This is a genomic window from Paenarthrobacter sp. FR1 (genome assembly GCF_051106045.1).
Classification (GTDB): Bacteria; Actinomycetota; Actinomycetes; order Actinomycetales; family Micrococcaceae; genus Arthrobacter; species Arthrobacter nitroguajacolicus_A.
This window is the reverse complement of the sequence record NZ_JBPFSF010000009.1, coordinates 1-20,304: the sequence shown is the minus strand read 5'-3', so window position 1 is coordinate 20,304 and position 20,304 is coordinate 1. Positions and strand designations below refer to the sequence as shown.

At 63.6% G+C, this 20,304-nt stretch carries 20 protein-coding genes; 16 read left to right on the top strand and 4 right to left on the bottom strand.

Annotation, left to right across the window (positions count from 1 at the left end; all coding sequences use genetic code 11):
- The first annotated feature begins 79 nt into the window (after positions 1-79).
- The gene (locus ACR30Z_RS16620; protein ID WP_144653315.1) at positions 80-535 is read left to right on the top strand and encodes a YchJ family protein; all 456 of its coding nucleotides are present in this window, start codon (positions 80-82) and stop codon (positions 533-535) included.
- A gap of 4 nt (positions 536-539) precedes the next feature.
- Here ACR30Z_RS16620 and ACR30Z_RS16615 read toward each other — a convergent pair whose 3' ends face one another.
- The gene (locus ACR30Z_RS16615; protein WP_434373639.1) at positions 540-2,504 is read right to left on the bottom strand and encodes an acyl-CoA dehydrogenase family protein; all 1,965 of its coding nucleotides are present in this window, start codon (positions 2,502-2,504) and stop codon (positions 540-542) included.
- 62 nt (positions 2,505-2,566) lie between these two features.
- Positions 2,567-2,869, bottom strand: a complete 303-nt coding sequence (locus tag ACR30Z_RS16610) for a hypothetical protein (RefSeq protein WP_144653312.1) — start codon at positions 2,867-2,869, stop codon at positions 2,567-2,569.
- A gap of 291 nt (positions 2,870-3,160) precedes the next feature.
- On the opposite strand from ACR30Z_RS16610, the gene ACR30Z_RS16605 reads away from it, so the two are divergent.
- From ACR30Z_RS16605 to ACR30Z_RS16595, 3 genes are read left to right on the top strand one after another with little or no spacing between them, the layout of a single operon-like run.
- Positions 3,161-4,618, top strand: a complete 1,458-nt coding sequence (locus ACR30Z_RS16605) for a DUF3375 family protein (protein ID WP_434373638.1) — start codon at positions 3,161-3,163, stop codon at positions 4,616-4,618.
- A complete protein-coding gene (locus ACR30Z_RS16600) occupies positions 4,611-5,492 on the top strand; it encodes a DUF4194 domain-containing protein (protein WP_434373637.1) in 882 nt (293 codons plus the stop codon). The genes ACR30Z_RS16605 and ACR30Z_RS16600 overlap by 8 nt, the downstream gene beginning before the upstream one ends.
- Positions 5,489-8,962, top strand: a complete 3,474-nt coding sequence (locus ACR30Z_RS16595) for an ATP-binding protein (RefSeq protein WP_434373635.1) — start codon at positions 5,489-5,491, stop codon at positions 8,960-8,962. The genes ACR30Z_RS16600 and ACR30Z_RS16595 overlap by 4 nt, the downstream gene beginning before the upstream one ends.
- A gap of 88 nt (positions 8,963-9,050) precedes the next feature.
- Here ACR30Z_RS16595 and ACR30Z_RS16590 read toward each other — a convergent pair whose 3' ends face one another.
- Entirely contained in the window at positions 9,051-9,545 is a 495-nt protein-coding gene (locus ACR30Z_RS16590; RefSeq protein ID WP_434373633.1) for an FBP domain-containing protein, read from the bottom strand.
- A 442-nt stretch (positions 9,546-9,987) separates the two neighbouring features.
- On the opposite strand from ACR30Z_RS16590, the gene ACR30Z_RS16585 reads away from it, so the two are divergent.
- The 7 genes from ACR30Z_RS16585 to ACR30Z_RS16555 all read left to right on the top strand — a co-directional run bounded on the left by ACR30Z_RS16585 (position 9,988) and on the right by ACR30Z_RS16555 (position 16,979).
- Complete coding sequence (locus tag ACR30Z_RS16585; RefSeq protein WP_144653302.1) at positions 9,988-11,058, top strand: iron-siderophore ABC transporter substrate-binding protein; 1,071 nt, start codon at positions 9,988-9,990, stop codon at positions 11,056-11,058.
- A 5-nt stretch (positions 11,059-11,063) separates the two neighbouring features.
- Complete coding sequence (locus ACR30Z_RS16580) at positions 11,064-12,179, top strand: FecCD family ABC transporter permease (protein WP_434373631.1); 1,116 nt, start codon at positions 11,064-11,066, stop codon at positions 12,177-12,179.
- Positions 12,176-13,288, top strand: a complete 1,113-nt coding sequence (locus ACR30Z_RS16575) for a FecCD family ABC transporter permease (protein ID WP_434373630.1) — start codon at positions 12,176-12,178, stop codon at positions 13,286-13,288. The genes ACR30Z_RS16580 and ACR30Z_RS16575 overlap by 4 nt, the downstream gene beginning before the upstream one ends.
- Before the next feature lies 1 nt (position 13,289).
- Positions 13,290-14,114, top strand: a complete 825-nt coding sequence (locus ACR30Z_RS16570) for an ABC transporter ATP-binding protein (RefSeq protein ID WP_144653296.1) — start codon at positions 13,290-13,292, stop codon at positions 14,112-14,114.
- A complete protein-coding gene (locus ACR30Z_RS16565; RefSeq protein WP_434373628.1) occupies positions 14,111-15,163 on the top strand; it encodes a siderophore-interacting protein in 1,053 nt (350 codons plus the stop codon). Before ACR30Z_RS16570 ends, ACR30Z_RS16565 begins: the two co-directional genes overlap by 4 nt.
- A gap of 161 nt (positions 15,164-15,324) precedes the next feature.
- Positions 15,325-16,161 (top strand): SGNH/GDSL hydrolase family protein, encoded by an 837-nt coding sequence (locus ACR30Z_RS16560; RefSeq protein ID WP_434373626.1) that lies wholly within the window; start codon positions 15,325-15,327, stop codon positions 16,159-16,161.
- Positions 16,158-16,979, top strand: a complete 822-nt coding sequence (locus tag ACR30Z_RS16555) for an SGNH/GDSL hydrolase family protein (RefSeq protein ID WP_434373624.1) — start codon at positions 16,158-16,160, stop codon at positions 16,977-16,979. Before ACR30Z_RS16560 ends, ACR30Z_RS16555 begins: the two co-directional genes overlap by 4 nt.
- On the opposite strand, the gene ACR30Z_RS16550 is transcribed toward ACR30Z_RS16555, so the two are convergent.
- Positions 16,955-17,242 (bottom strand): YciI family protein, encoded by a 288-nt coding sequence (locus ACR30Z_RS16550; protein WP_090824495.1) that lies wholly within the window; start codon positions 17,240-17,242, stop codon positions 16,955-16,957. The genes ACR30Z_RS16555 and ACR30Z_RS16550 overlap by 25 nt on opposite strands.
- Positions 17,243-17,310: 68 nt before the next feature.
- Here ACR30Z_RS16550 and ACR30Z_RS16545 point away from each other — a divergent pair, with 68 nt between their 5' ends.
- From ACR30Z_RS16545 to rpsN, 5 genes are all read left to right on the top strand, one after another.
- Entirely contained in the window at positions 17,311-17,790 is a 480-nt protein-coding gene (locus ACR30Z_RS16545; RefSeq protein WP_090824497.1) for a MarR family winged helix-turn-helix transcriptional regulator, read from the top strand.
- 46 nt (positions 17,791-17,836) lie between these two features.
- Entirely contained in the window at positions 17,837-18,601 is a 765-nt protein-coding gene (locus tag ACR30Z_RS16540; protein WP_144653289.1) for an SGNH/GDSL hydrolase family protein, read from the top strand.
- A gap of 398 nt (positions 18,602-18,999) precedes the next feature.
- A complete protein-coding gene (gene rpmB, locus ACR30Z_RS16535; RefSeq protein ID WP_011776361.1) occupies positions 19,000-19,236 on the top strand; it encodes a 50S ribosomal protein L28 in 237 nt (78 codons plus the stop codon).
- Positions 19,236-19,403 (top strand): 50S ribosomal protein L33, encoded by a 168-nt coding sequence (gene rpmG, locus ACR30Z_RS16530; protein ID WP_003798558.1) that lies wholly within the window; start codon positions 19,236-19,238, stop codon positions 19,401-19,403. Before rpmB ends, rpmG begins: the two co-directional genes overlap by 1 nt.
- Positions 19,404-19,407: 4 nt before the next feature.
- Entirely contained in the window at positions 19,408-19,713 is a 306-nt protein-coding gene (gene rpsN / locus ACR30Z_RS16525) for a 30S ribosomal protein S14 (RefSeq protein ID WP_011776360.1), read from the top strand.
- Positions 19,714-20,304: the final 591 nt, after the last annotated feature.

The following is a 20,304-nucleotide window of genomic DNA, read 5'->3' as shown; positions in this document are numbered from 1 at the left end:
TCTAGCCTAAGGTCCAGCACCGACGGAATCACGCCCCGCCCCTCACTCTTGGCGGGTTGTTTCGAAGCTGTTATCTGACATGGGAAAATATGTTGCCCAGCTCTCATTTACCGCCTCAGATTGGGACGTCGTGACCCCTGACCTTGCCCGACTCCGCAACGGTGCCTGCCCCTGCCTCTCCGGGGAGCAGTACGACGATTGTTGTGCCCGATTCCACCGCGGCGAGGCCGATGCGCCCACGGCGGAGCAACTTATGCGTTCCCGGTACTCGGCCTTCGTCGTCCTGGAGCCGAACTACCTCCTGCGTACCTGGCACGCCTCAACCCGCCCGGACTCCATGGAGCTCCACCCGGACATGCAGTGGCGGAGGTTGGACATCGTTTCCACCGCCGATGGCGGCCCTTTGGACACTTCCGGCACGGTCGAGTTCGCCGCGCACTACAGGCTCGACGGCGAACGCGGCGTCCAGCGCGAACTCTCCCGCTTCGTGCGGGAGGACAAGCACTGGTACTACGTGGATGGGGACGTTCGCTAGTGGGTCACCGATAGTTGCGGTGCAGGTTCTCCTTGGTTGACGCGCCCGGCGCTGCGTCGCCGATCCACGGGCCTGTTCCTTCGGACTGATCCAGAATCCCCGCCTCAAGCCAGGCGTAATCCCCGGCGAGGACCTTGCGCGAGAGGTCGTGGTCGCCGTCGTCAGTGTTCCTCCACAGTTGGTCGAAGTACTCGTCCACCCGCACGCGCGCCTGCTCGCAGAACGCCTCGGCCAGCTCGAAAGCGGCGGCGCCTTGTTCGGGGTGCTTGCGGAGCAGCATTTCTGCCCGCGAGCAGCACGCGGCCATGGCGAACAGCTCGGCCCCGATGTCCACGATCCTGCCCAGGAATGCCTGCTTGTGTTCCAGCTTGGCCTGCCACCGGCCCATGCCATAGAACGTCTGCCGCGCCAGTCGCCGCGACGACCTCTCAACGAATCGCAACTGCTTTGCCAGCCGCCCGAACTCCGCGTAGGACCGTGGGTCCATCCCGGCACCGGCAACCAGTTTGGGTAACCAGCGGGCATAGAAACCGGAGGCGCCGACGGCGGCCCTCGCCTTGTCCTGCAGGCTCGCATCCGCTGAGGCGAGGTCGCCGGCCGCGGCGAGGTGGGCATCCACGGCTTCGCGGGCGATGAGCAGCTTCATGATCTCGCTGGAGCCCTCGAAAATCCGGTTGATGCGAAGGTCCCGGAGGAGTTGCTCTGCAGGCACGGCACGCTCGCCCCGGGCTTCCAAGGAGTCGGCAGTTTCGAAGCCCCGGCCGCCGCGGATCTGCACCAACTCGTCGGCGATCCGGCAGCTCAATTCCGTGGACCACAGCTTGGCCAAGGCGGCCTCGATCCGGATGTCCTTCAGGCCGGCGTCCGCCATCTCCGCGGACAGTTCAAACACGGCCTCCAACGCAAACGTGGTGGCGGCAATGAACGCGATCTTCTTGCCCACGGCCTCGTGCTTGCCCACCGGGCGGCCCCACTGAGTCCTGGCGTTGGACCATTCGCGGGAGATCTTCAGGCTCCATTTTCCTGCGGCCACGCAGAGGCCCGGGATGGAAAGTCTCCCTGTATTAAGCGTGGTGAGCGCGATCTTGAGTCCTTGGCCCTCGCGGCCCAGCCGGTTGGCGGCAGGCACGCGGACCTGGTGGAATCGGGTCACGCCGTTCTCGATCCCGCGCAGTCCCATGAAGGCGTTGCGGTTCTCCACTGTGATGCCGGGGGAGTCCATCTCCACCACAAAAGCGGAAATGCCGCCCTTGTGCTCGGTACCGTCAGCGTCTGTATGTGCAGGAACCCTGGCCATGACCACCACGAGTTCGGCAATCACACCGTTGGTGGTCCAGAGTTTCACGCCGTCCAGAAGGTAAGAACCGCCGTCGTCGGAGAGTGCGGCAGTGGCGCCCATGCGCGCGGGGTCGCTGCCGACGTCGGGCTCCGTCAGGAGGAACGCGGTGATGGCGCCGGCGGCGCAGCGCGGCAGGTATTCCTGCTTCTGCTCGGGCGTGCCGAATTCCTTGACGGGCTCGGGAACGCCGATGGATTGGTGGGCGGAAATCAAGGCGCCGAGGCTGGGATGAACCGATCCCAGCAGGGCAAGGGCGCGGCCGTAATAGACCAGGGACAATCCCAAACCGCCGTATTCGCGGGGGATTTTCATGCCAAAAACTCCAAGCTCGGAGAGCCCCCTGAGATATTCGTCAGGGATCTTGGCGTCGCGCTCGATCACGCGGCCGGACATGGTTTTGGCAAACGCCAACAAGCGGGCCATGAACTCTTCGCCGCGCTCCACATCCTCCGCTTTGGCTTGTGGCCAAGGGTGAATAAGACCGAGGTCGAAGCTGCCCAAGTACAAGCCCTTGGCGAAGCTGGGCCGGTTCCACTCTGTTTCCCGGGCGGCTTCGGCGACGGCGCGGGCTTCTTCTGCTGTGGCGTTGACGCTTGCGGCGGTGAGGCTGCTGTCAGTGGCGGACGTCATGGGATAACTCCTCTAGCCGGTTGTGCCGGATGGAGCCAGGGTCCGCCTTGGGTGGGAACCCTTCAGCTGTCCCTCAATGCTACCCGCGAGTAGCTACCTGTACTAGGGGAAACCTGGGGCTGAAATTCGGCCGGAATTTCCACTTGTCCGGCGTGGTGGACCAGGCGGTCCCACGCAAAGTTAATGCCGTGGACAAGGCCGCCGAGGACACCCTTGGCGGTGTACCAGACCATGCCCATGGCCCCGATAAGAATGATTGTTGCCATTGCTGCTGCTGCGATGAAAGCCACCAAGATTGCAGCGAAGACCAGCGTTCCAATAACTACGTAAGTGCCTGTTTCCAGCGCAGTGAAATCGAAATCCATGGTTCCCCCCGGAGCTACGGTGCGTGGGTCGGCGCGGCGTGGCTGCGTCGATGATCTGACACTAGGGGTGGGGGTCCTTTCCGACCAGTGCAGAATCGCGCCGCGACTGCGTTGATATGGGATCGAAACCGTACCGGACGGTAGGTTACGAAATGGTTGCGGCCGCGTGCCGCAAAAGGGTTCGACGGCGGCAGTTCAGGGCCGTCCGACGCCCCCGCGACGCTCTGCGTTAACCTTGTACGGGGCAGTTTTCGCTGCCAGCCAGGTTTCGCAGCAGCTGAAGGAGAGTAGTTGTCCCGTTCAGCCATGTCCTCCGCCGACGCCATTGGCGCGCGGCTTCGCGATCTTGAACAGCTGACCAAGGGCCCGGCGTGGGCGCTGACGCGTTCGGCGCCGTGGGTGATCGCGGTGCTGCAAGCATCCTTTACCCGCACCCGGCCGCAGCTTCCCCTCGAAGAGTTCCACGCCGACGTCGACGCCTTCCTTGAGCAGCTCCGCCGTCAGGATCCAGCGCTGGGCGGCCAGCAGAACGGGAAGCTTTTTGGCGACGAATGGACGCGTAAGCAGTTCCTGACGCGTCGCAACCAGTCGGGCCAGATCGTCTACGAAGTCACCGAGCCCGCTGCCCGTGTGCTCGCGTTCCTGGACAGCCTCTCAAGCGAGAGGTCCACACTGAACGGCTCCCGGCTCGGCACGCTGTTGGGTGACGTGGAGAAGCTTGCCAACGAGACCAACCCGGACCAGAGCGCACGCTTGGAAGCCCTTGAAGAGGAAATCCAGGAGCGGCAGCAGTTGGTTGAGGACATCAGCTCCGGTGAGTTCGATGGCCTTCTGGATGACGAGGAAGCTGTGGAAGCTGCCGGCAACATCCTGGACCTCGCGGCGAGCCTGCCGGCGGATTACAAGAAGATGCGCGACCGCATTGAGGAACTGGTGGGCGAGCTCCGCAACCAGATCATCGAGGAGTCACTGAGCAAGGGCGCCACCATGGCCCAGGTTTTGGAGGCGGACAAGCGGTTGCGGCAAAGCCCCGAGGGCCGAACTTTCCGATCTTTCACGGCTTTCCTGGAGGACCCGCAGCAACAGTTGCGGTTCCGGTCGGCGATCGGCGAAGTGCTGAGCCGGCAGTTCGCGGACGATCTCTCCCACGAGGACCGCGAAACGCTGAAGAACCTCGTTGCCGAGCTGCGCTATCAGCACAGCCAGATCCAGCGCATTTACGGCAAGCTCTCGGAGAGCCTGAACACGTACATCCAGAGCGACGACGTCCGTCAGTCCGTCAGTCTACGGAAGGTCCTGGCCGAGGCCGAGCAAGCCATCCGATCCCTGCCGTACGAACGCGACCGGCCCGGCTTGGTGCCGGGGCCCGTGTTGTACAACGCCGGGTTCGAGTCCCTGGCCATGGTCAAGCTCTTCGACCCCGACGAGTTCGCCACACCGCCGCGGCTGGCCGACCCCATCGCGTTCAGCGATTCGGACAGGGTGCGGTCCGCCCGCACCGGCAAGGCGCGGCCCGATGTTGTGCGGGCTGCCATGGCCGGTTCTGCCACCTTGGCCGAGGCCTGGGAAAACCTGCCTGCCGAAGAACGCCACATCAACACGGTCCGGACCTTGCTGTCCATGGCATTGCAGACAGGCGCAGCCTTTGACCGGGCAGCCTGGGAACACATCGACTTCGAACAAATCGACGGCAGCATCCGCACCGCGTACCTGCCTGTCGTCACGCTGAAGAGGGATTCTGATGACTGAGGAAATCACGACGACGGACGTCACCGAAGAGGACCACGTCACCGTTGGGGGGACGGACAGCGAGGAACCGTCGGCTGAAACTGGCGACGAGGCTGAGCCCGCGGCCGGCCACGCTGACCCGTTCCGAGTCACGCCGCGCGATTCCTTCGTGGACGGCGCTGCGCTGTTCCCCGGCGATACCGGCGTGCTGCCCATGAAGGTTCGCCACGCACTGGTGAAGCTCCTGAAAGGTCCGTACATTGATGGCGGCCGCGACGAGAAACTGTGGACCACCCTTCTGGACAATCAACTGATTCTCCGCAGCCGACTCTCCGAGCTGTTCCTCACCCTCCAGCTGGACCACGACCGCAAGATCGCCGTCCTCCGGCCCGTTGATCCGGAAATCATCGGGGCGAGCTCCCGCTCCAGCATCCTGCGCCAGCAGCGTGCACTGAGCCGCGTTGAAACCATCGTGCTGCTCCGCCTGCGCCTCCTCCTTGACCGTCACATCACAGCCCAGACGGACCCAACCATCACCCGCGAAGAGATCTCCGACCTCGTAGCCAACTACACCCCCGCCGGCCAACAGGACGCCCTGCGCGACTCCGACGTCGTCACCCGCACCATCACCAAACTCCTGGCCCGCCAACTCCTCCTCCCCACTCCCCTGGACGACACGTACACCATCAGCAACGCCCTCCCCCTGGCCCTCCCCTTCGAAAACATCGGCGACATCCCAGCCCAAATCGACGCCCTGGTGGCAGTAGCCGCGGACGAATCCGGCACGGAGCCTTTGCTGGATATGGAAACTGACTCCAGCCCCACTTCCGAAGACGGGGACGACGACGCCGATGCCGGAGCGGACGCAACCACGACTGACGGGACACAGAAGTGACCATCGCAAGCATGCTCCCGCTCGGCGAGCTCACGAACCCCGGCCAGATGCGGCTCGCCTTGGTGCAGGTGGTCAACTGGGGCACCTTCCATGGCGCCCACACCATGCACGTGGATCGCAAGGGAACCCTCCTGACCGGTAACTCGGGCGTGGGCAAGTCGACGCTTTTTGATGCCATGCTCCGCGTGTTCGATGCCCGCCCACGCTCCAATGAGGCCGCTGCCCAACGAGCCGGCGGCGCTGTGGAGGACAAGAGGACCACGTTCACGTACATGCGCGGCAAGGTGGGTGATAAGGCGGTGGGAGACAGTTCGGCGAGTGCCTTCCAACGCCCTGGTGCCACCTGGTCCGCCGTCGCGCTGACGTTCGATAATGCGGCCGGCACGAAGGTGACGGTGTCTGCCCTTTTCGACCTGCCGAAGAACGGCACGGAGTCGAGCGTCGGGCGCTTCTATGTGATCGACAGCAAGCCCCTGGACCTTGAGGCTATCGAGGGCATCGCGCAAAAGCGGTTCACCAAGGGTGCGCTGGAGTCGATCTTCCCGGACGGCCAGGTGTTCGATGTTCACAAGGCGTTCGCCGAGAGGTTCCGGCGGCTCCTGGGTATCAACTCGGACCAGGCACTTCCGCTGCTGCGCGTTATCCAGGCCGGCAAGGGCTTGGGCGGCAGCGTCAACACGTTCTTCCGGGACCAGGTGCTGGATGCCCCGGCCACGCTGGCTGCCGCGGACGACGTCGTGGAGGAATTCAGCAACCTGATGTCCATCCGGCAGCGGCTGGAAGATGTCCGGCAGCAGCGCGACCAGTTGGCACCGGTCCCTGCGCTGAACAAGGAGTACGCGCAGGCCCTGCTGGACGCCAACCGGCTCCGGGAGTTGGCTGGCGAGGAGTTTGAGGCCTACAAGCAGCAACTGGCTGTCACGGTCCATGCCAAGACGCTCGCCCGGTACAAGGACCTGGCCCAATCCAAGGCCCAGGAGCTCGCCGCCGAGCGCACTGTCCGGGATGCCCTGTCCAAGGAGCTCCGAGACCTCGAGCTGGACTACAACAACCGCGGCGGCAACGCGATATCCGCGATTGAGCAGTCGTTGGAGAACGCCAAAGTGGGCCTGAAGTTGCGCCGGCAAGTTGAGGACTCGGCCAAGAAGGCTTTGGCCGACGCCGGGTTGAACCTTGAGTGGTCCGCCGAGGGTTGGGACCAGGCGCATGAGCAGGCGGCTGCCCGTTCGGCCGAGCTGAAGGACGATTCGGAGACCTTGAAGGAACTCCGATTCGAGGCATTCGACGGCCACGCGACCAAGAAACGCGAGTTGGCTGCGGCTCAGCAAGAGCTGCTGTCTTTGCGGTCGCGCAAGTCCCTGCTGCCGCCGTCGAGCATTGAAAACCGGGCGGCCATCTCGGCGGCAACCGGCGTCCCGGAAGAGCGGATGCCGTTTGGCGGCGAGCTGATCGACCTCGCCGAGGGGCAGGATCAGTGGCGCCCGGCCGCCGAACGAGCGTTGCGCAACCTGGCCACCACGTTGCTGGTGCCCGGTGAGCATTTTGCCGCCGTCACGCGATACCTGAACGACAACACCGTTCGGGGCGCCCTGCGCGCTGTTGATGTTTCCAAGCCGCTCGCCGGCGGCGCGCTGGCTGTTGAGGACGTGTCCGACGGCGACCTCTTGACTAAGTTGAGCATCCTCACCACAGGAGCCAACGCCGACGCCGGGGAATGGATCCGCGAGCGGATCGCCTTGGATTTCGCGTACCCGTGCGTGGAGGACCCCGACGAGCTTGCCTCGATGGACAAGGGCCTGAGCCTGGGTGGCGTAGTCAAGCGCAACCGGCACACGGTGGAGAAGGACGACCGTTTCACCAGTCGGCAGGACTACGTCCTCGGCTTCGACAACGCTTCAAAGCTTGAGCTCGTGGCGGCACGGGTGGGTGAGCTGGAAAATGAGCTGGCCAAGGCTGCGGAACTGGCGCAATCCCGCGAAGATTCGCACCAAGGCATGGCTCGACAGCTGGAGGCATTGCGCCGCGTGGCTGACGATGAGCGGCCGTGGGAGCAGGTCTCGGCAGCGGTTGCGGCAGATGAACTGGCCCGGATCGAGCAGCGCCTGGCGGATGCGCTGGCTGCCCAGGCGGACCTTGAGCCGCTCCGCGCCAACATCGAAGCTGTGCGCGAAAAGCACCAGTCCTCCACAGGTGCGGCTGCCGTGCTCCAGAGCGAATACAAGGCTCTCGACCACAACATGACCACAGCCGACGGCTTGCTCGATGCCGCGAGGCTGAAGCTCGAGCAAGCACCGCCGTCGGCCTCTACCGTCACCGCGCTGGAACCGTACTTCGCAGGCGTGGCAGACGTGTCCGAGCTTTACGAACTCGACAACCTGGCCAACAGCGTCCGCAACACGTTGCTGGACGAGCTTCACGGCGCGGAGTCCCGGGGCCAGGCGACGGCTGAGCGCCTGACCCGCATGTTTGAGGCCTTCGTCCGCGACTGGGGAAGCGCCATCAGCGCGGACCATGGCACGTCCATCGGTGCTGCCGGGGACTTCGAATCGCGCTACCACGCAATCGTGAGCGACGGCTTGCCCGCGCAGGAGGCCGAGTTCCGTCTGTTCTTCAACCAGCGCACGCATGAGTCGTTCAGCACGCTCCTGCATCTGCTGGATGAGGAACGCCGCAGCATCACCAGCCGCATCCTGCCACTCAACGGCATCCTGTCCCAGGTGAACTTCCACGAGGGCAGCTTCCTGGAACTGGACATCAAGCAGACCCTGCCGCCCACTGCCAAGCTGTTCAAGGACGCCATCCAGAACGCGTTGAAGGCCAAGCACACCCGGCCGTCACGCGGCGCTGCCGCTGGTCCAACGGCAGAAACCGACGACGACGCCGAGCTCACGGCCCGCTACAAGTCGCTCGAAACCTTGGTGAAGCGGCTGGGATCCCAGACACCGGAGGATCGTCGGTGGCGAGCCGAGGTGCTGGACGTCCGCGGGCACCTGTTTATCCAGTGCAAGGAACACCGCGAGGTGGCCAAATCAGGGAAGACCGGCGCGGCCAAGTCCGGCAAGAAGAAGACCGAAGTCTTCATGCACGCCGACACCGGCTCCATGTCCGGTGGTGAGCGCCAGCGCTTCACGGCCTTCATCATGGCTGCTGCCTTGAGCTACCAGTTGGGCATCGCCGAGCAAGGCTTCACCACCTACGGCACCGTGATGATGGACGAAGCCTTTGTGCTGGCCTCCGAAGAATTCGCGGGTGCGGGCATCAAGGCGCTGCACGAATTCGGGTTCCAGCTGTTGCTGGCCGCTCCGGAGAACGTGATCGACCTGTCCAGGCACCTCGGCTCCGTTACGGAAATCCTGCGGGACAAGCGAACCAACCGGTCGGGCGTCCTCACGGCTCCCGTCATCGCCGGGCCGGGAGAGCCTGGCGCTTGGCGATCCGAGGCGAACCCCGTGGACATCGTCCTGCGCTAGGTCGCATCCCGACACGGCTGGCCCAACTGACTGGCAGTAGTGGTTGTTCTGAGCCCTCAAAACAACCACTACTGCCAGCTACATTGGATTACTTGTCGCGGACGCGGTCCAGGAACTGCTCAGTCCTGGACTCCAGCCCTGAAATTTGTCGAACCACCACGACGGCTGGATCCGGGGTGATCTCGTTGACGGGCGGTTCCTTGCGCACGTTGGCGCTGCAGCCAAACTCGGCGCAAATCAGTGTTCCTACGGTGTTCCCGTCCTTGCCCGATTGTCCGGCTTTCTTGGCGACCCACAGGTAAACGTCGTCCTTGGAGAAAACGTCGCGGCAGAGTTCGCAGAGGACCACGCGCCTCTTTCCGGATCCACCTTCGGGAGCCCGGAGCAGGATTCCGGTGAGCTTGCCCCGGTGTGGAACCACGAGGTACCCGCGCTGGGGCATTTTCTCGTCGCGCCAGCCGAGGAACTCGAGGTTGTCCCAGTCGAGGGTCTCGAAGTCGCGGGGGAGGTTGACCTTGGCTGCCTCGGACCTGCTGGCGTTGATGAAGGATGAACGGATCTGTTGAGCAGTAATTTTCTGCATGGCAAAGCTTCTTTCGGAAATGGTCGACGTCCGCGCGCTCGGAGGGAGCGGCGGAATGGCAGAAGGCGTCGGTCATCTCATCAAGCGAAAGGGCACAGCAAGGGAACCCTGAAGCGGGCTGCGTGAAGAGGCTAGAGAGCTACCGACGTGCGGGGGAGTGCCAAGCAGGCCAAAGCGGCCACCTCGCCAACCATGGCTGCAGCAACTGAAACAGTGCGCACGCTCATCCCCTCGTCGAATTCCTTGGAAAGCGGTAGTCCGCTGCCGCTATCCTCCCAAAATTCCGGGGATGCTGTCCACCGACGGGCACAGGGCGTGTGATCTGTGTCGCAATTGACGGAAAACTCCACCCGTAAAGGGATTACGTGACGCAAACGTTTCCTATTTATCCGCAGGCTAGGCTAGCCTTACTTAGGTTCGCATCACTTACCTAAGGAGTACCGTGGCATCCCTTCTCCCACGCCGCGCCCTGCTGAAAACCGCAGGTACCGCGACGGCCGTCCTGGCCGCCGTCGCCCTTTCCCTCACTGGCTGCTCCACAGGACCGGCCACGTCGACGCCGGCAACCGAGCAGGCCGAGTCCGCCGCGTTCCCCGTCACCATCAAGAACGTCTTTGGTGAGACCACCATCAAGGAACAGCCCAAGCGCGTAGTCACGGTCTCGTGGGTCAATGACGACATTGCGATCGCCCTGGGCGTTGTCCCGGTTGGTGTTCCGAAGAACGAGTGGGGCAACAACGACAAGGGCTCAACCCCTTGGAAGGACGCAGCACTGGAGAAGCTCGGTGCCGGCTTTGGCACCGACAAGGCTCCGGTCCAGTTCTCCGAGGCAGACGGCATTAACTTCACCGAGATCGCCAAGCTCAGCCCGGACGTTATCCTGGCCGCCTACTCGGGCCTGGAAGAGGCTGACTACAAGAAGCTCAGCGAAATCGCCCCCGTTGTGGCGCAGCCGGAACTCGCTTACGGCACCCCGTGGCAGGAGAGCACCACCCTGATCGGCAAGGCCCTGGGCAAGGAAGCCGAAGCCAAGAAGCTGATCGAGGACACCGAATCCACCGTCAAGGACAAGGTTTCCAAGTTCCCGCAGATCAAGGACAAGACCTTCATCTATGGCAACCTCGAGCCCGCCAAGGGTGACGGAGCCAACGTCTACACCGCCATCGACAACCGCCCGCGCTTCCTCTCCGAAATCGGCATGAAGCTGGCCCCCGTCGTAACGGAAAACACCAAGTCGAACACGGAGTTCTTCATCCCGTGGTCCGCGGAAAAGGCCAACGAGCTTGAGTCTGACATCTTCGTGACCTGGGTTCCCGAGGCTGCAACGGCCGACGCCATCAAGGCCGACCCGCTGCTGGGCCAGATCCCGGCCATCAAGAAGGGCGCCCTGGTTGCCGATTCGGACCAGACCCTGACGCTCTCCATCTCCGCTTCATCTCCGCTGAGCCTGCCGTGGGCGCTGGACACGTTCCTCCCGCAGCTTGGCAAAGCAGCAGACGCAGCAGGCAAGTAACTGCAATGAAACTGAGTACGACGGCGGCAGTCCAGGGGCGGGGCAACGGCACTTTGGTGCCGGCTGGCCCGGGAGGCATCACCCCTGACACCGCGGTAACCGGAGGGGGAACCGGTTCCCGCGGCACTGCAGGCAAGCGAACCGCTTGGCTGCTGGTGGCCGTCGTCGTACTCGCCGCAGTAAGCACCGCATCCCTGGCGATCGGCGCACGCGGACTCCCGCTCAACACTGTGTGGGAAGCCCTCACCAACTTCAATCCGGCGGACGGCAACCACGCAGTGGTGATCGCCCGGATACCGCGGACGGTGCTCGGTCTGCTCGCCGGAGGTGCACTTGGCCTGGCCGGTGCGGCCATGCAGGGCGTGGCCCGCAATCCTCTGGCAGACCCCGGCATCCTTGGCCTCAATGCCGGTGCGGCGCTTGCCGTCGTCATCGGAATCTACGTCTTTGGCGTTGGCTCGCTGTCGGGCTACATCTGGTTCGCCTTCATCGGTGCCGCGGCGGCCGCCGTCGTGGTTTATGCCATCGCTTCCAGGGGGCGTGACGGCGCGACGCCGGTAAAGCTCGCCCTCGCCGGTGCAGCCCTGAGTGCCGGCTTGTTCTCCCTGATGAACGTCATCCTGGTCTCGAGCCAGGACACTTTCGACCGTTTCCGGTTTTGGCAGGTTGGCACCATTGGTGGACGTGACTGGTCCGTCCTCCTGCCCGCACTGCCGTTCTTTGCCGTCGGGGCCTTGATTGTCCTGGCCGGCGGCCGCGTTCTGAACAGCCTTGCCCTTGGCGACGACATTGCCCGGGGCCTGGGCCAAAACGTCGCCTTGGCCCGTGGCATCTCCGGGCTGGGCATCGTCCTTCTCTGTGGATCCGCCACAGCCGTGGCCGGACCCATTGCCTTTCTTGGCCTTGTCATTCCGCACGCCGTCCGTTCGTTGACCGGGCCGGACTACCGCTGGATCCTGCCGTTCTCCTTGGTCTCGGCACCCATCCTGCTCATCACCGCCGACATCATCGGCCGCGTCGTCCTGCTTCCGGGCGAGGTTCCGGCAGGCATCATGACCGCGCTGATTGGAGCCCCTGTCTTCATTTGGCTCATTCGCCGCGGAAAGGGGGCCGGACTGTGACCACAGTTCACAAGCTCCCCACCGAGTTGGCACTTAATGCCAATACTTCCCCCAAACACCCTCATCTTCTGTCAGCTCGGCGAGTGCTGAGCCCCACCTTCTTCCTGGGCCTCGCGGTCATCGTCATGTTCGCCGTGTACGTGCTCCTGGGCAGCTACACCGTGACCATCCCGGACTTCTTCACGATCGTGATCAACCACCTCACGGGTGGTGAGAAGATTCCCGGCGCGAGCTTCATCGTGATGGAGCACAAACTGCCCCGCGCGGTGGTGGGAACCATGATCGGCATTGCCTTTGGCCTGGCAGGCGCACTCTTCCAGACCATGCTGCGCAACCCGCTGGCAAGCCCGGACATTATCGGCATCAGCTACGGCGCCAGCGCGGCAGCCGTGACGGCCATCGTGATCTTCGGTGCCTCCGGTGCAGTCGTTTCCGGGGCGGCCCTGGGCGGTGCGCTCGGCGTTGCAGCCATCATCTACGCGATCTCCCGGGGCACCGGTTCCGGCGCCGGGGGAGGCAGCCGCGGCAATGCTGCAGGCAACCGGCTGATTCTTGCCGGCGTGGGTATCGCCGCAGCCCTGCACGCGGTGGTCAACTTCCTCATGACCCGCGCCGATATCCGCACGGCAGCGGATGCCCTTATTTGGCTCAACGGCTCGCTGAACTCTTCCAACTGGGAGCGCGCTGGCGTTCTCGGCGTTTCCTTGCTCGTTCTGGTGCCCGCGGTCATCATCCTGGCCGGGCCGTTGCGCATCCTCGAACTCGGAGACGACGCCGCCGCCGGCCTGGGCATCAGGGTCAACGCGGCCAGGCTGGGACTAGTGTTGACCGCCGTCGGACTTGCCGCCGTCGCAACTGCTGCCGCCGGACCGGTAGCTTTCGTCGCTTTCCTCGCCGGGCCGATCGCCCGCCGCGTAGTCCGCAAACCCAGCCTCCCGGCGTCGGCCCTGACTGGCGCCCTGATCGTGTTGCTTGCAGACTTCTTCGCCTCCAACATCGCCCCCGTCATCCTTGACGGAACCGTCCTCCCGGTCGGCGTCATCACCGGCGCCCTCGGTGCACCCTTCCTGCTGTGGCTGCTGGTCACGTCGAACCGAAAGGAAGCCTGACATGGCCATCCTTAATGCCAAGGACCTGACGCTCCAGTACGAGCAACGCAAGGTGGTGGAGGGACTGTCCACCGAAATCCCCGAGGGCAAAGTGACCATGATCGTGGGCGCCAACGCCTGCGGCAAGTCCACGCTCCTGCGCGGCTTGTCGCGGTTGCTCAAGCCGGCAGGCGGTGCTGTGACCCTTGACGGCAAGGACATTCACACCCGCCCAGCACGAGAACTTGCCCGCACGCTCGGCCTGCTCCCGCAGCACCCCACAGCTCCCGACGGCATCACCGTGCGCGACCTCGTGGGCCGCGGTCGCTACCCGCACCAAGGTTTCTTCCGCAGCTGGAGCGCAGCCGACGACGCCGCGGTGCAGCGCGCGCTCGACGCCACCGCCACGCTGGAACTCGCTGAGCGAAGCATCGACGAACTGTCCGGCGGGCAGCGCCAGCGCGTATGGATCGCCATGGCCTTGGCGCAGGAGACCGAAGTCCTGCTGCTGGACGAGCCCACCACCTACCTGGACCTCGCGCACCAGGTGGAAGTCCTGGACCTGGTCACGGACCTCAACCGCAGCCGGGGCACCACGGTGGCCATCGTGCTCCATGACCTCAATCTGGCTGCACGCTACGCCGACCACGTGATCGCCATGAAGGGCGGGTGCATCGTGGCTGAAGGTCCCGCTCCCGTCGTAGTCACCGAGGAACTCGTCTTCAACGTCTTCGGCCTTGAATCCCGGGTGGTTCCGGATCCCATTTCAGGTACACCGCTGATCGTCCCCATCGGACGCCACCACGCACGCCCCGCTTCAACCAACGAACTGGAGATCGCCTCATGAGTGCACAACCGACACGGGCCAAAGCAAGTGCCGCCGTGGAGCCCATGACCCTCGCCTTCGACGTCACCGTGACGGCCGTGCAGGAGCTGAGCCCCAACTTCCGCCGGATCACGTTCGGCGGCTACTCCCTGCGCGATTTCGGCGTGGCGGGCGACACCTTGGACCTGCGCGTGAAGCTGATGATTCCGTCCTTCGACGCCGATGGCAACGTCATTCCGCTGCCTCCTTTCAAGATGGAAGAAGCCGGCTGGTACCAGGAATGGCTGGCCATGGACCCGTCCGTCCGCGGCGACATGCGCACGTACACCGTCCGCTCTGAGCGCCTGGACGCCGTGTACCCCGAAATCGACATCGACTTCGTCATGCACTTCGATGACGAAGGCCATGGCGGCCCCGCGGCCAACTGGGCCAAGGAAGCCAAGCCCGGCGACGCGTTGACCATCATCGGCCCCAACAACCGTGCAGCACAGTGCACCACCGCCGGGGCCTACGGTGGCATCGAATGGCGTCCGGGCCTTGCCCAGCGCGTGCTGCTGGCCGGCGACGAAACCGCTGTTCCCGCCATCAGCGCCATCTTGGAAAGCCTCCCGGCGGACATGACTGGCCACGCGTTCCTCGAAGTACCCGAAGCCGGCGACTTCCAGGACATCTCCATGGCAGCCGACATCGAGATCACTTGGCTTGCACGCGGGGCAGCCATCGGACGCTCCCGTCCCCACGGCGAACTCCTCAAGGAAGCCGTAGCGAAGGCAGTGCCCGTTCCCGGTTGGGTGGGCCTCAAGGGCTCCGACGCTGCCGGCCCCGAGCCGGAAGATGTCAACGTGGACCAAGAGATCCTCTGGGAAACCCCGCAACGCATGGACGCGGCAGCCATCGAGGCCACCAAGAACCCCACGCTGCCCGCGGGTGCGCTGCCGTTCTACGCCTGGATCGCAGGTGAAGCGTTCGTGATCAAGGAAATGCGGCGGTACCTCGTGCGGGACGTTGGCATTGACCGTAAGCAAGTGGCTTTCATGGGGTACTGGCGACGCGGCAAGGCCGAGGGCTAAGCCTTTTCCAAGGGCGGCCGGATGCCCGACAACCGGCCCTGCAGTGACGGACGCTCTCTCACTTCCCGTCTGGTTTTGGCGAACCTTCTCTCATATCCCGCCACTGGCTTGTTCACTCCCGGTTGGTTCGGGCTTAACCGGGGGCGGGTAGCTTCGGTGGGGTGCGGGAAGATTTCGGAGACGGGAACAGCGCTCGACGGCGGTTTGTCGCCATCGGGGATTCCTTCACCGAGGGCGTGGGGGACCCGAGCAAGGTCCTGCCCAACGGAGTCCGCGGATGGGCCGACCGTGTGGCCGAGAAGTTGGCCAAGGCCCAGCCCGGATGGGAGTACGCCAACCTGGCCGTGCGCAGTAAGAGGCTCCGGCACATTATCGACGAACAGCTCGAGCCCGCGTTGGCCATGAAGCCAACACTGATCACGCTGTACGCAGGTGGCAACGACATCCTGGACTTCGGGACCGACATGGAAGCGCTGCTCACCGACTACGAGCTCCTCGTCGCCAGGCTCGCCGATACCGGTGCAACCTTGGTCCTGTTTACAGGATTCGACGTGAAGGTATCCGCTGTGTTGGAGCCCTTCAAGAAGCGCAACACCCTGTACAACCAAAGGGTCCGGGGCATCGCCGCCAAGTACGGCACGGTGTTGGTGGATTACTGGTGCTTCGACGCCTACAAGGACCAGCGCATGTGGGCTCCCGATCGGCTCCACATGTCCAAAGCGGGCCACAAATACCTGGCCGCCCAAGTTCTTGACCACCTCAACGTCCCGCACAAAATTTCGCCCAAGGAATGGGATCCGCCCAGTCGCATGTCCCTGCGCGAATGGGAACGCCGGCAGCGCCGCTGGGTCAACGACTGGGTGGTGCCGTTATTCGGGCGCAAACTTAGGGGCGTCACCCTGGGGGATTCGCTCCAGCCCCGCTGGCCGCATCCGGTCAAAGTCCCCCGCAAGGGCGGTCTGAAGAAGCTCATGGAAAACCGGGAGGCAGCACAATGACCATGCCGCGGAGATTCGTAGCTCTGGGAGACTCCTTCACTGAAGGCGTTGGAGACATTGACCGCAGACTGCCCAACAACTGCCGCGGATGGGCTGACCGGGTTGCCGAGGAACTGGCACGGAACGATGAAGGAACCCGGTACGCCAACCTGGCCATTCGCGGCAGGCGGCTTCACCGGATCATCGACGAACAAATCGAACCCGCCCTGGCCATGGACCCCACGCTGGTCAGCTTCTACGCAGGCGGCAACGACCTCTTGATGGCGCGGCTCAACATGGCCAAGCTCATGAGGGATTACGAAGACGCCGTCAAGCGCCTCAAAGCCAGCGGAGCCACCATTCTGCTGTTCACGGGCTACAACGTTCCCCTGTCACCGTTGCTTGAGCCCCTCAAGTTGCGCACGGCCATCTACAACCGCAATATCCGGCGGATCGCGGCGAAGTACGGAACGCTCCTTGTTGATTACTGGTGCTTCGAGAAGTTCCAGGACCCGCGGATGTGGGCTCCCGACCGCCTGCACATGTCCACTCCCGGCCACAGCTACATGGCGAAGAAGGTCCTTGAGGTCCTCGGGGCGCCGCACGCCCTGAGGTCGCCAGCCCTCGCGGCTCCCCGTTCGCGGACCCACGCCGAAAACATCGCCGACGACGTCGCCTGGTTGAGGCGCGACGTCGGCCCTTGGCTTTCGCGGCGGCTCCGCGGCGTATCCAGCGGCGACCACCTCGGGGCCCGCTGGCCCGGGCTCATGCCGGTAGTGCTGCCGGAGCGGTTGGGAACTGCCCGTGCAAGGGCTCAGCTGTCCAGCAGGTTTTCGTAACCCTCGGCCACGCTCGTGGCGGTGAATTCGATGATCTCGAACTCGGCCACACCGTTGCTGTAGAACGGGTCCTCGGCCAGTGAGGCATCCAATGTGGCTCTGTCCACTTTGGACAGCAGCACGCCTCCCGTGGCTGGGACGCGACGTCCGGACGCAAGGAAGATCCCGCCGTCGAACGCGTCCTTAAGCCAGGCCATATGGCCCGGGCGGTGAAAATCGACGATTTCGTCGGGAACCTTGTAGGTCAATGAGACGACAAACATGCCGCCAGCCTATCGCTTGCTCCGCTGCAGGGATCTTGGAAAGCATGAATTCTCCTAAGATGGACTGCATGACTCAACCCCGCTGGCTGAACGCCGACGAACGCCGTGCCTGGCTGGCCCTCCTGAGCATCAACACCTTGCTCCCCTCGGCGTTGGATACCCAGCTTCAGTCGGCCGGCAAACTGTCACTGTTTGACTACAACGTGCTGGCAATGCTCTCTGAAACCGAGGGCCGGTACCTGCCCATGAGCGAGCTCGCTGCGCGGACTAGTGCCTCGTTGTCGCGCCTCTCGCACGTGGTGACCAAGCTGCAGAAGCGCGGCTGGGTGGAGCGGCAGGCGCACCCCGGCGACGCCCGGGTCACCGTAGCGCACCTGACCGACGCCGGCATGTCCACCATCGTGTCCCTCGCCCCGGGGCACGTGGAATCCGTTCGCGCGCTGATGCTTGACTCGCTCAGCCCGGACGACGTCGCGGACCTCGCACGGATCGGTGAGAAAATCGTTGCCCGGCTGGACAACAACCACTGGATCCTTCGCGACTCCTGACGCAGGAGCTTTGTGGCCCTGCGCGATGAAGTGGCAGACTGACGGCATGGATTTTTCTGCCCGTTACGTTGCCCTGGGGGACTCCTTCACTGAGGGCGTCGGAGACGACGATCCCACCCGTCCCAATGGCGTTCGCGGCTGGGCGGACATAGTGGCCGGGCAGCTCGCTCACAGCAATGCGGACTTCGGCTACGCCAACCTCGCCATCCGCGGCCGCAAGCTCCGCCAGATCATGGCCGAGCAAGTGGATGCAGCCGTGGCGATGAAGCCCACGCTGGTGACGCTGTACGCAGGGGCGAACGACATCCTGCGGCCCAAGATCGATATCGACTCGCTGCTGGAGGAGTACGACGCCGGGATCGCCAAGTTAAGCGCGACGGGCGCCACCGTGGTTCTCTTCACGGGCTTCGACGCCAAGGGCTCGAAGGTCTTCAGCGCCATGCGTGGCCGCACAGCCATCTACAACGAACTGGTGCGCGAGATCGCAGAAAACCAGGGCGCCCTGCTGGTGGACTACTGGCGGTTCGACGAATACGACGACTGGCGTATGTGGGGCGAGGACCGGATGCACATGTCCACTGCGGGCCATATCAACATGGCCAAGCGCGTGCTGGATGTCCTGGAGCACGAGCATGTGATCGACGTTCCCGAACTCGCGCCGCAACGACTGACCAACCGGGTTGAGGCCTTGAAAGCCAACGCTCGCTGGCTGAAGGAATCGGCCGCTCCCTGGGTGGCGCGGCGCGTACGTGGCGTCTCATCCGGTGACGGCCTCAGCCCGAAGTACGCCGAACTGATCAGGCCCCTCTAGGCCGAAACGAGGAGCGACCCGCCATAGGCAGGTCATTGTAATAACGGCGGGCTGTGGGGGCGTATGATGCCGGATTGGTCTTAATTTGGCCTGGCCCGTAGAATAGTTAGGCGCTAGGTAGTGCGGATCGTGTGCAATTGCTCCGGTTGGTGGTGAAGTCAGTCTGACTGACATCCCGTTGGCCGGTAGTTAGGGGCTCAAGTTGCGTGCATTCCTGTATTCGCCCGGTATCCCAGGACCTGATTCAGTGTTCCACTGACCATCCTGAGGCCAGCCTTCTTCGCCGCACTTGCTGCGGAAACTACCGAAATGGTCTGGATCCGGCTGCGGACACTGCCTGTCGCACGGTAACGCAGGAACATCTGCACGCCGTTACATTCAATCTTTGGAGGAGAGTCATGGCAGCACACTGCCAAGTGACCGGAGCCGAGCCGGGCTTTGGGCACAGCATTTCGCACTCGCACCGTCGCAACAAGCGTCGGTTCGACCCGAACATTCAGAAGAAGCGCTACTGGGTTCCGTCCCTGCGCCGTAATGTCACGCTGACCCTGTCAGCCCGTGGCATCAAGACCATCGACGTACGCGGCATCGACTCAGTCGTCGCCGACATCCTGGCACGAGGAGTAAAGCTCTAATGGCAAAGGACAAGGACGTACGTCCGATCATCAAGCTGAAGTCCACTGCGGGCACGGGTTACACCTACGTAACGCGCAAGAACCGTCGTAACGACCCGGACCGCCTGGTCCTGAAGAAGTACGACCCCAAGATCCGCCAGCACGTCGAATTCCGAGAGGAGCGCTAAACACATGGCAAAGAAGTCCAAGATTGCTCGCAACGAGCAGCGCAAGGTCATTGTTGAGCGTTACGCTGCCAAGCGTCTCGAACTGAAGAAGACCCTGGTTGACCCCAACGCGACTGACGAAGCACGCGAAGCTGCACGCCTCGGCCTGCAGAAGCTGCCCCGCAACGCCTCCCCGATCCGTCTGCGTAACCGCGACCAGATCGACGGCCGTCCCCGCGGCACGCTCCAGAAGTTCGGTATCTCCCGTGTTCGCTTCCGCGACATGGCACACCGTGGTGAGCTCCCGGGCATCACCAAGTCTTCCTGGTAATCACGAAGCTCTGAAAGGGCCGGCAACCGTTATGGTTGCCGGCCCTTTCTGCGTTTAAGCGCTTGTGGCGTGTGTCGGCGGCTTCGACGCTCTCTCACCTAATCGCCGTTTTTGGCGGACGCTCTCTCACTTTGGGGTGGGCGGTGGGTGTTCGACGGCGGGTGGTTGGGTCTCTGTGATGGGGTTCACTGGGTGGGTTTTGTGCGGGTTTTGGTGGTGTGGTGGGGTTGTTTGGCTTGTGTTTGCGGGGTTTTTGGGTGGTGTTGGGGTGGATTTGTGCCGGGGCTGGTGGGCGTGTAATGTCTTCTGAGTCGCCGCGAGTGAGACAGCTTGGAGCTGGGAACTGCGGAGGCCAACCCCTTTTGATAACAGCCTGGAAATGGCCGCTTTTGAGCGTGCTTGCTTTGGGTGGGGGCCGAAGATTGGGTCTGACATGGCGGTAACGCTGATTTGCGAAGATCCGGTTGTTCGGGTAAGTTTGAAAAGTTGCTCCGGAGCGATCCTGGACCCTGTGGGGTGTGGGTGGTGCCGGTTGTGTCTGTTGTTTGAGAACTCAATAGTGTGCCAAGTTTGTTGATACCGATTGTTTTT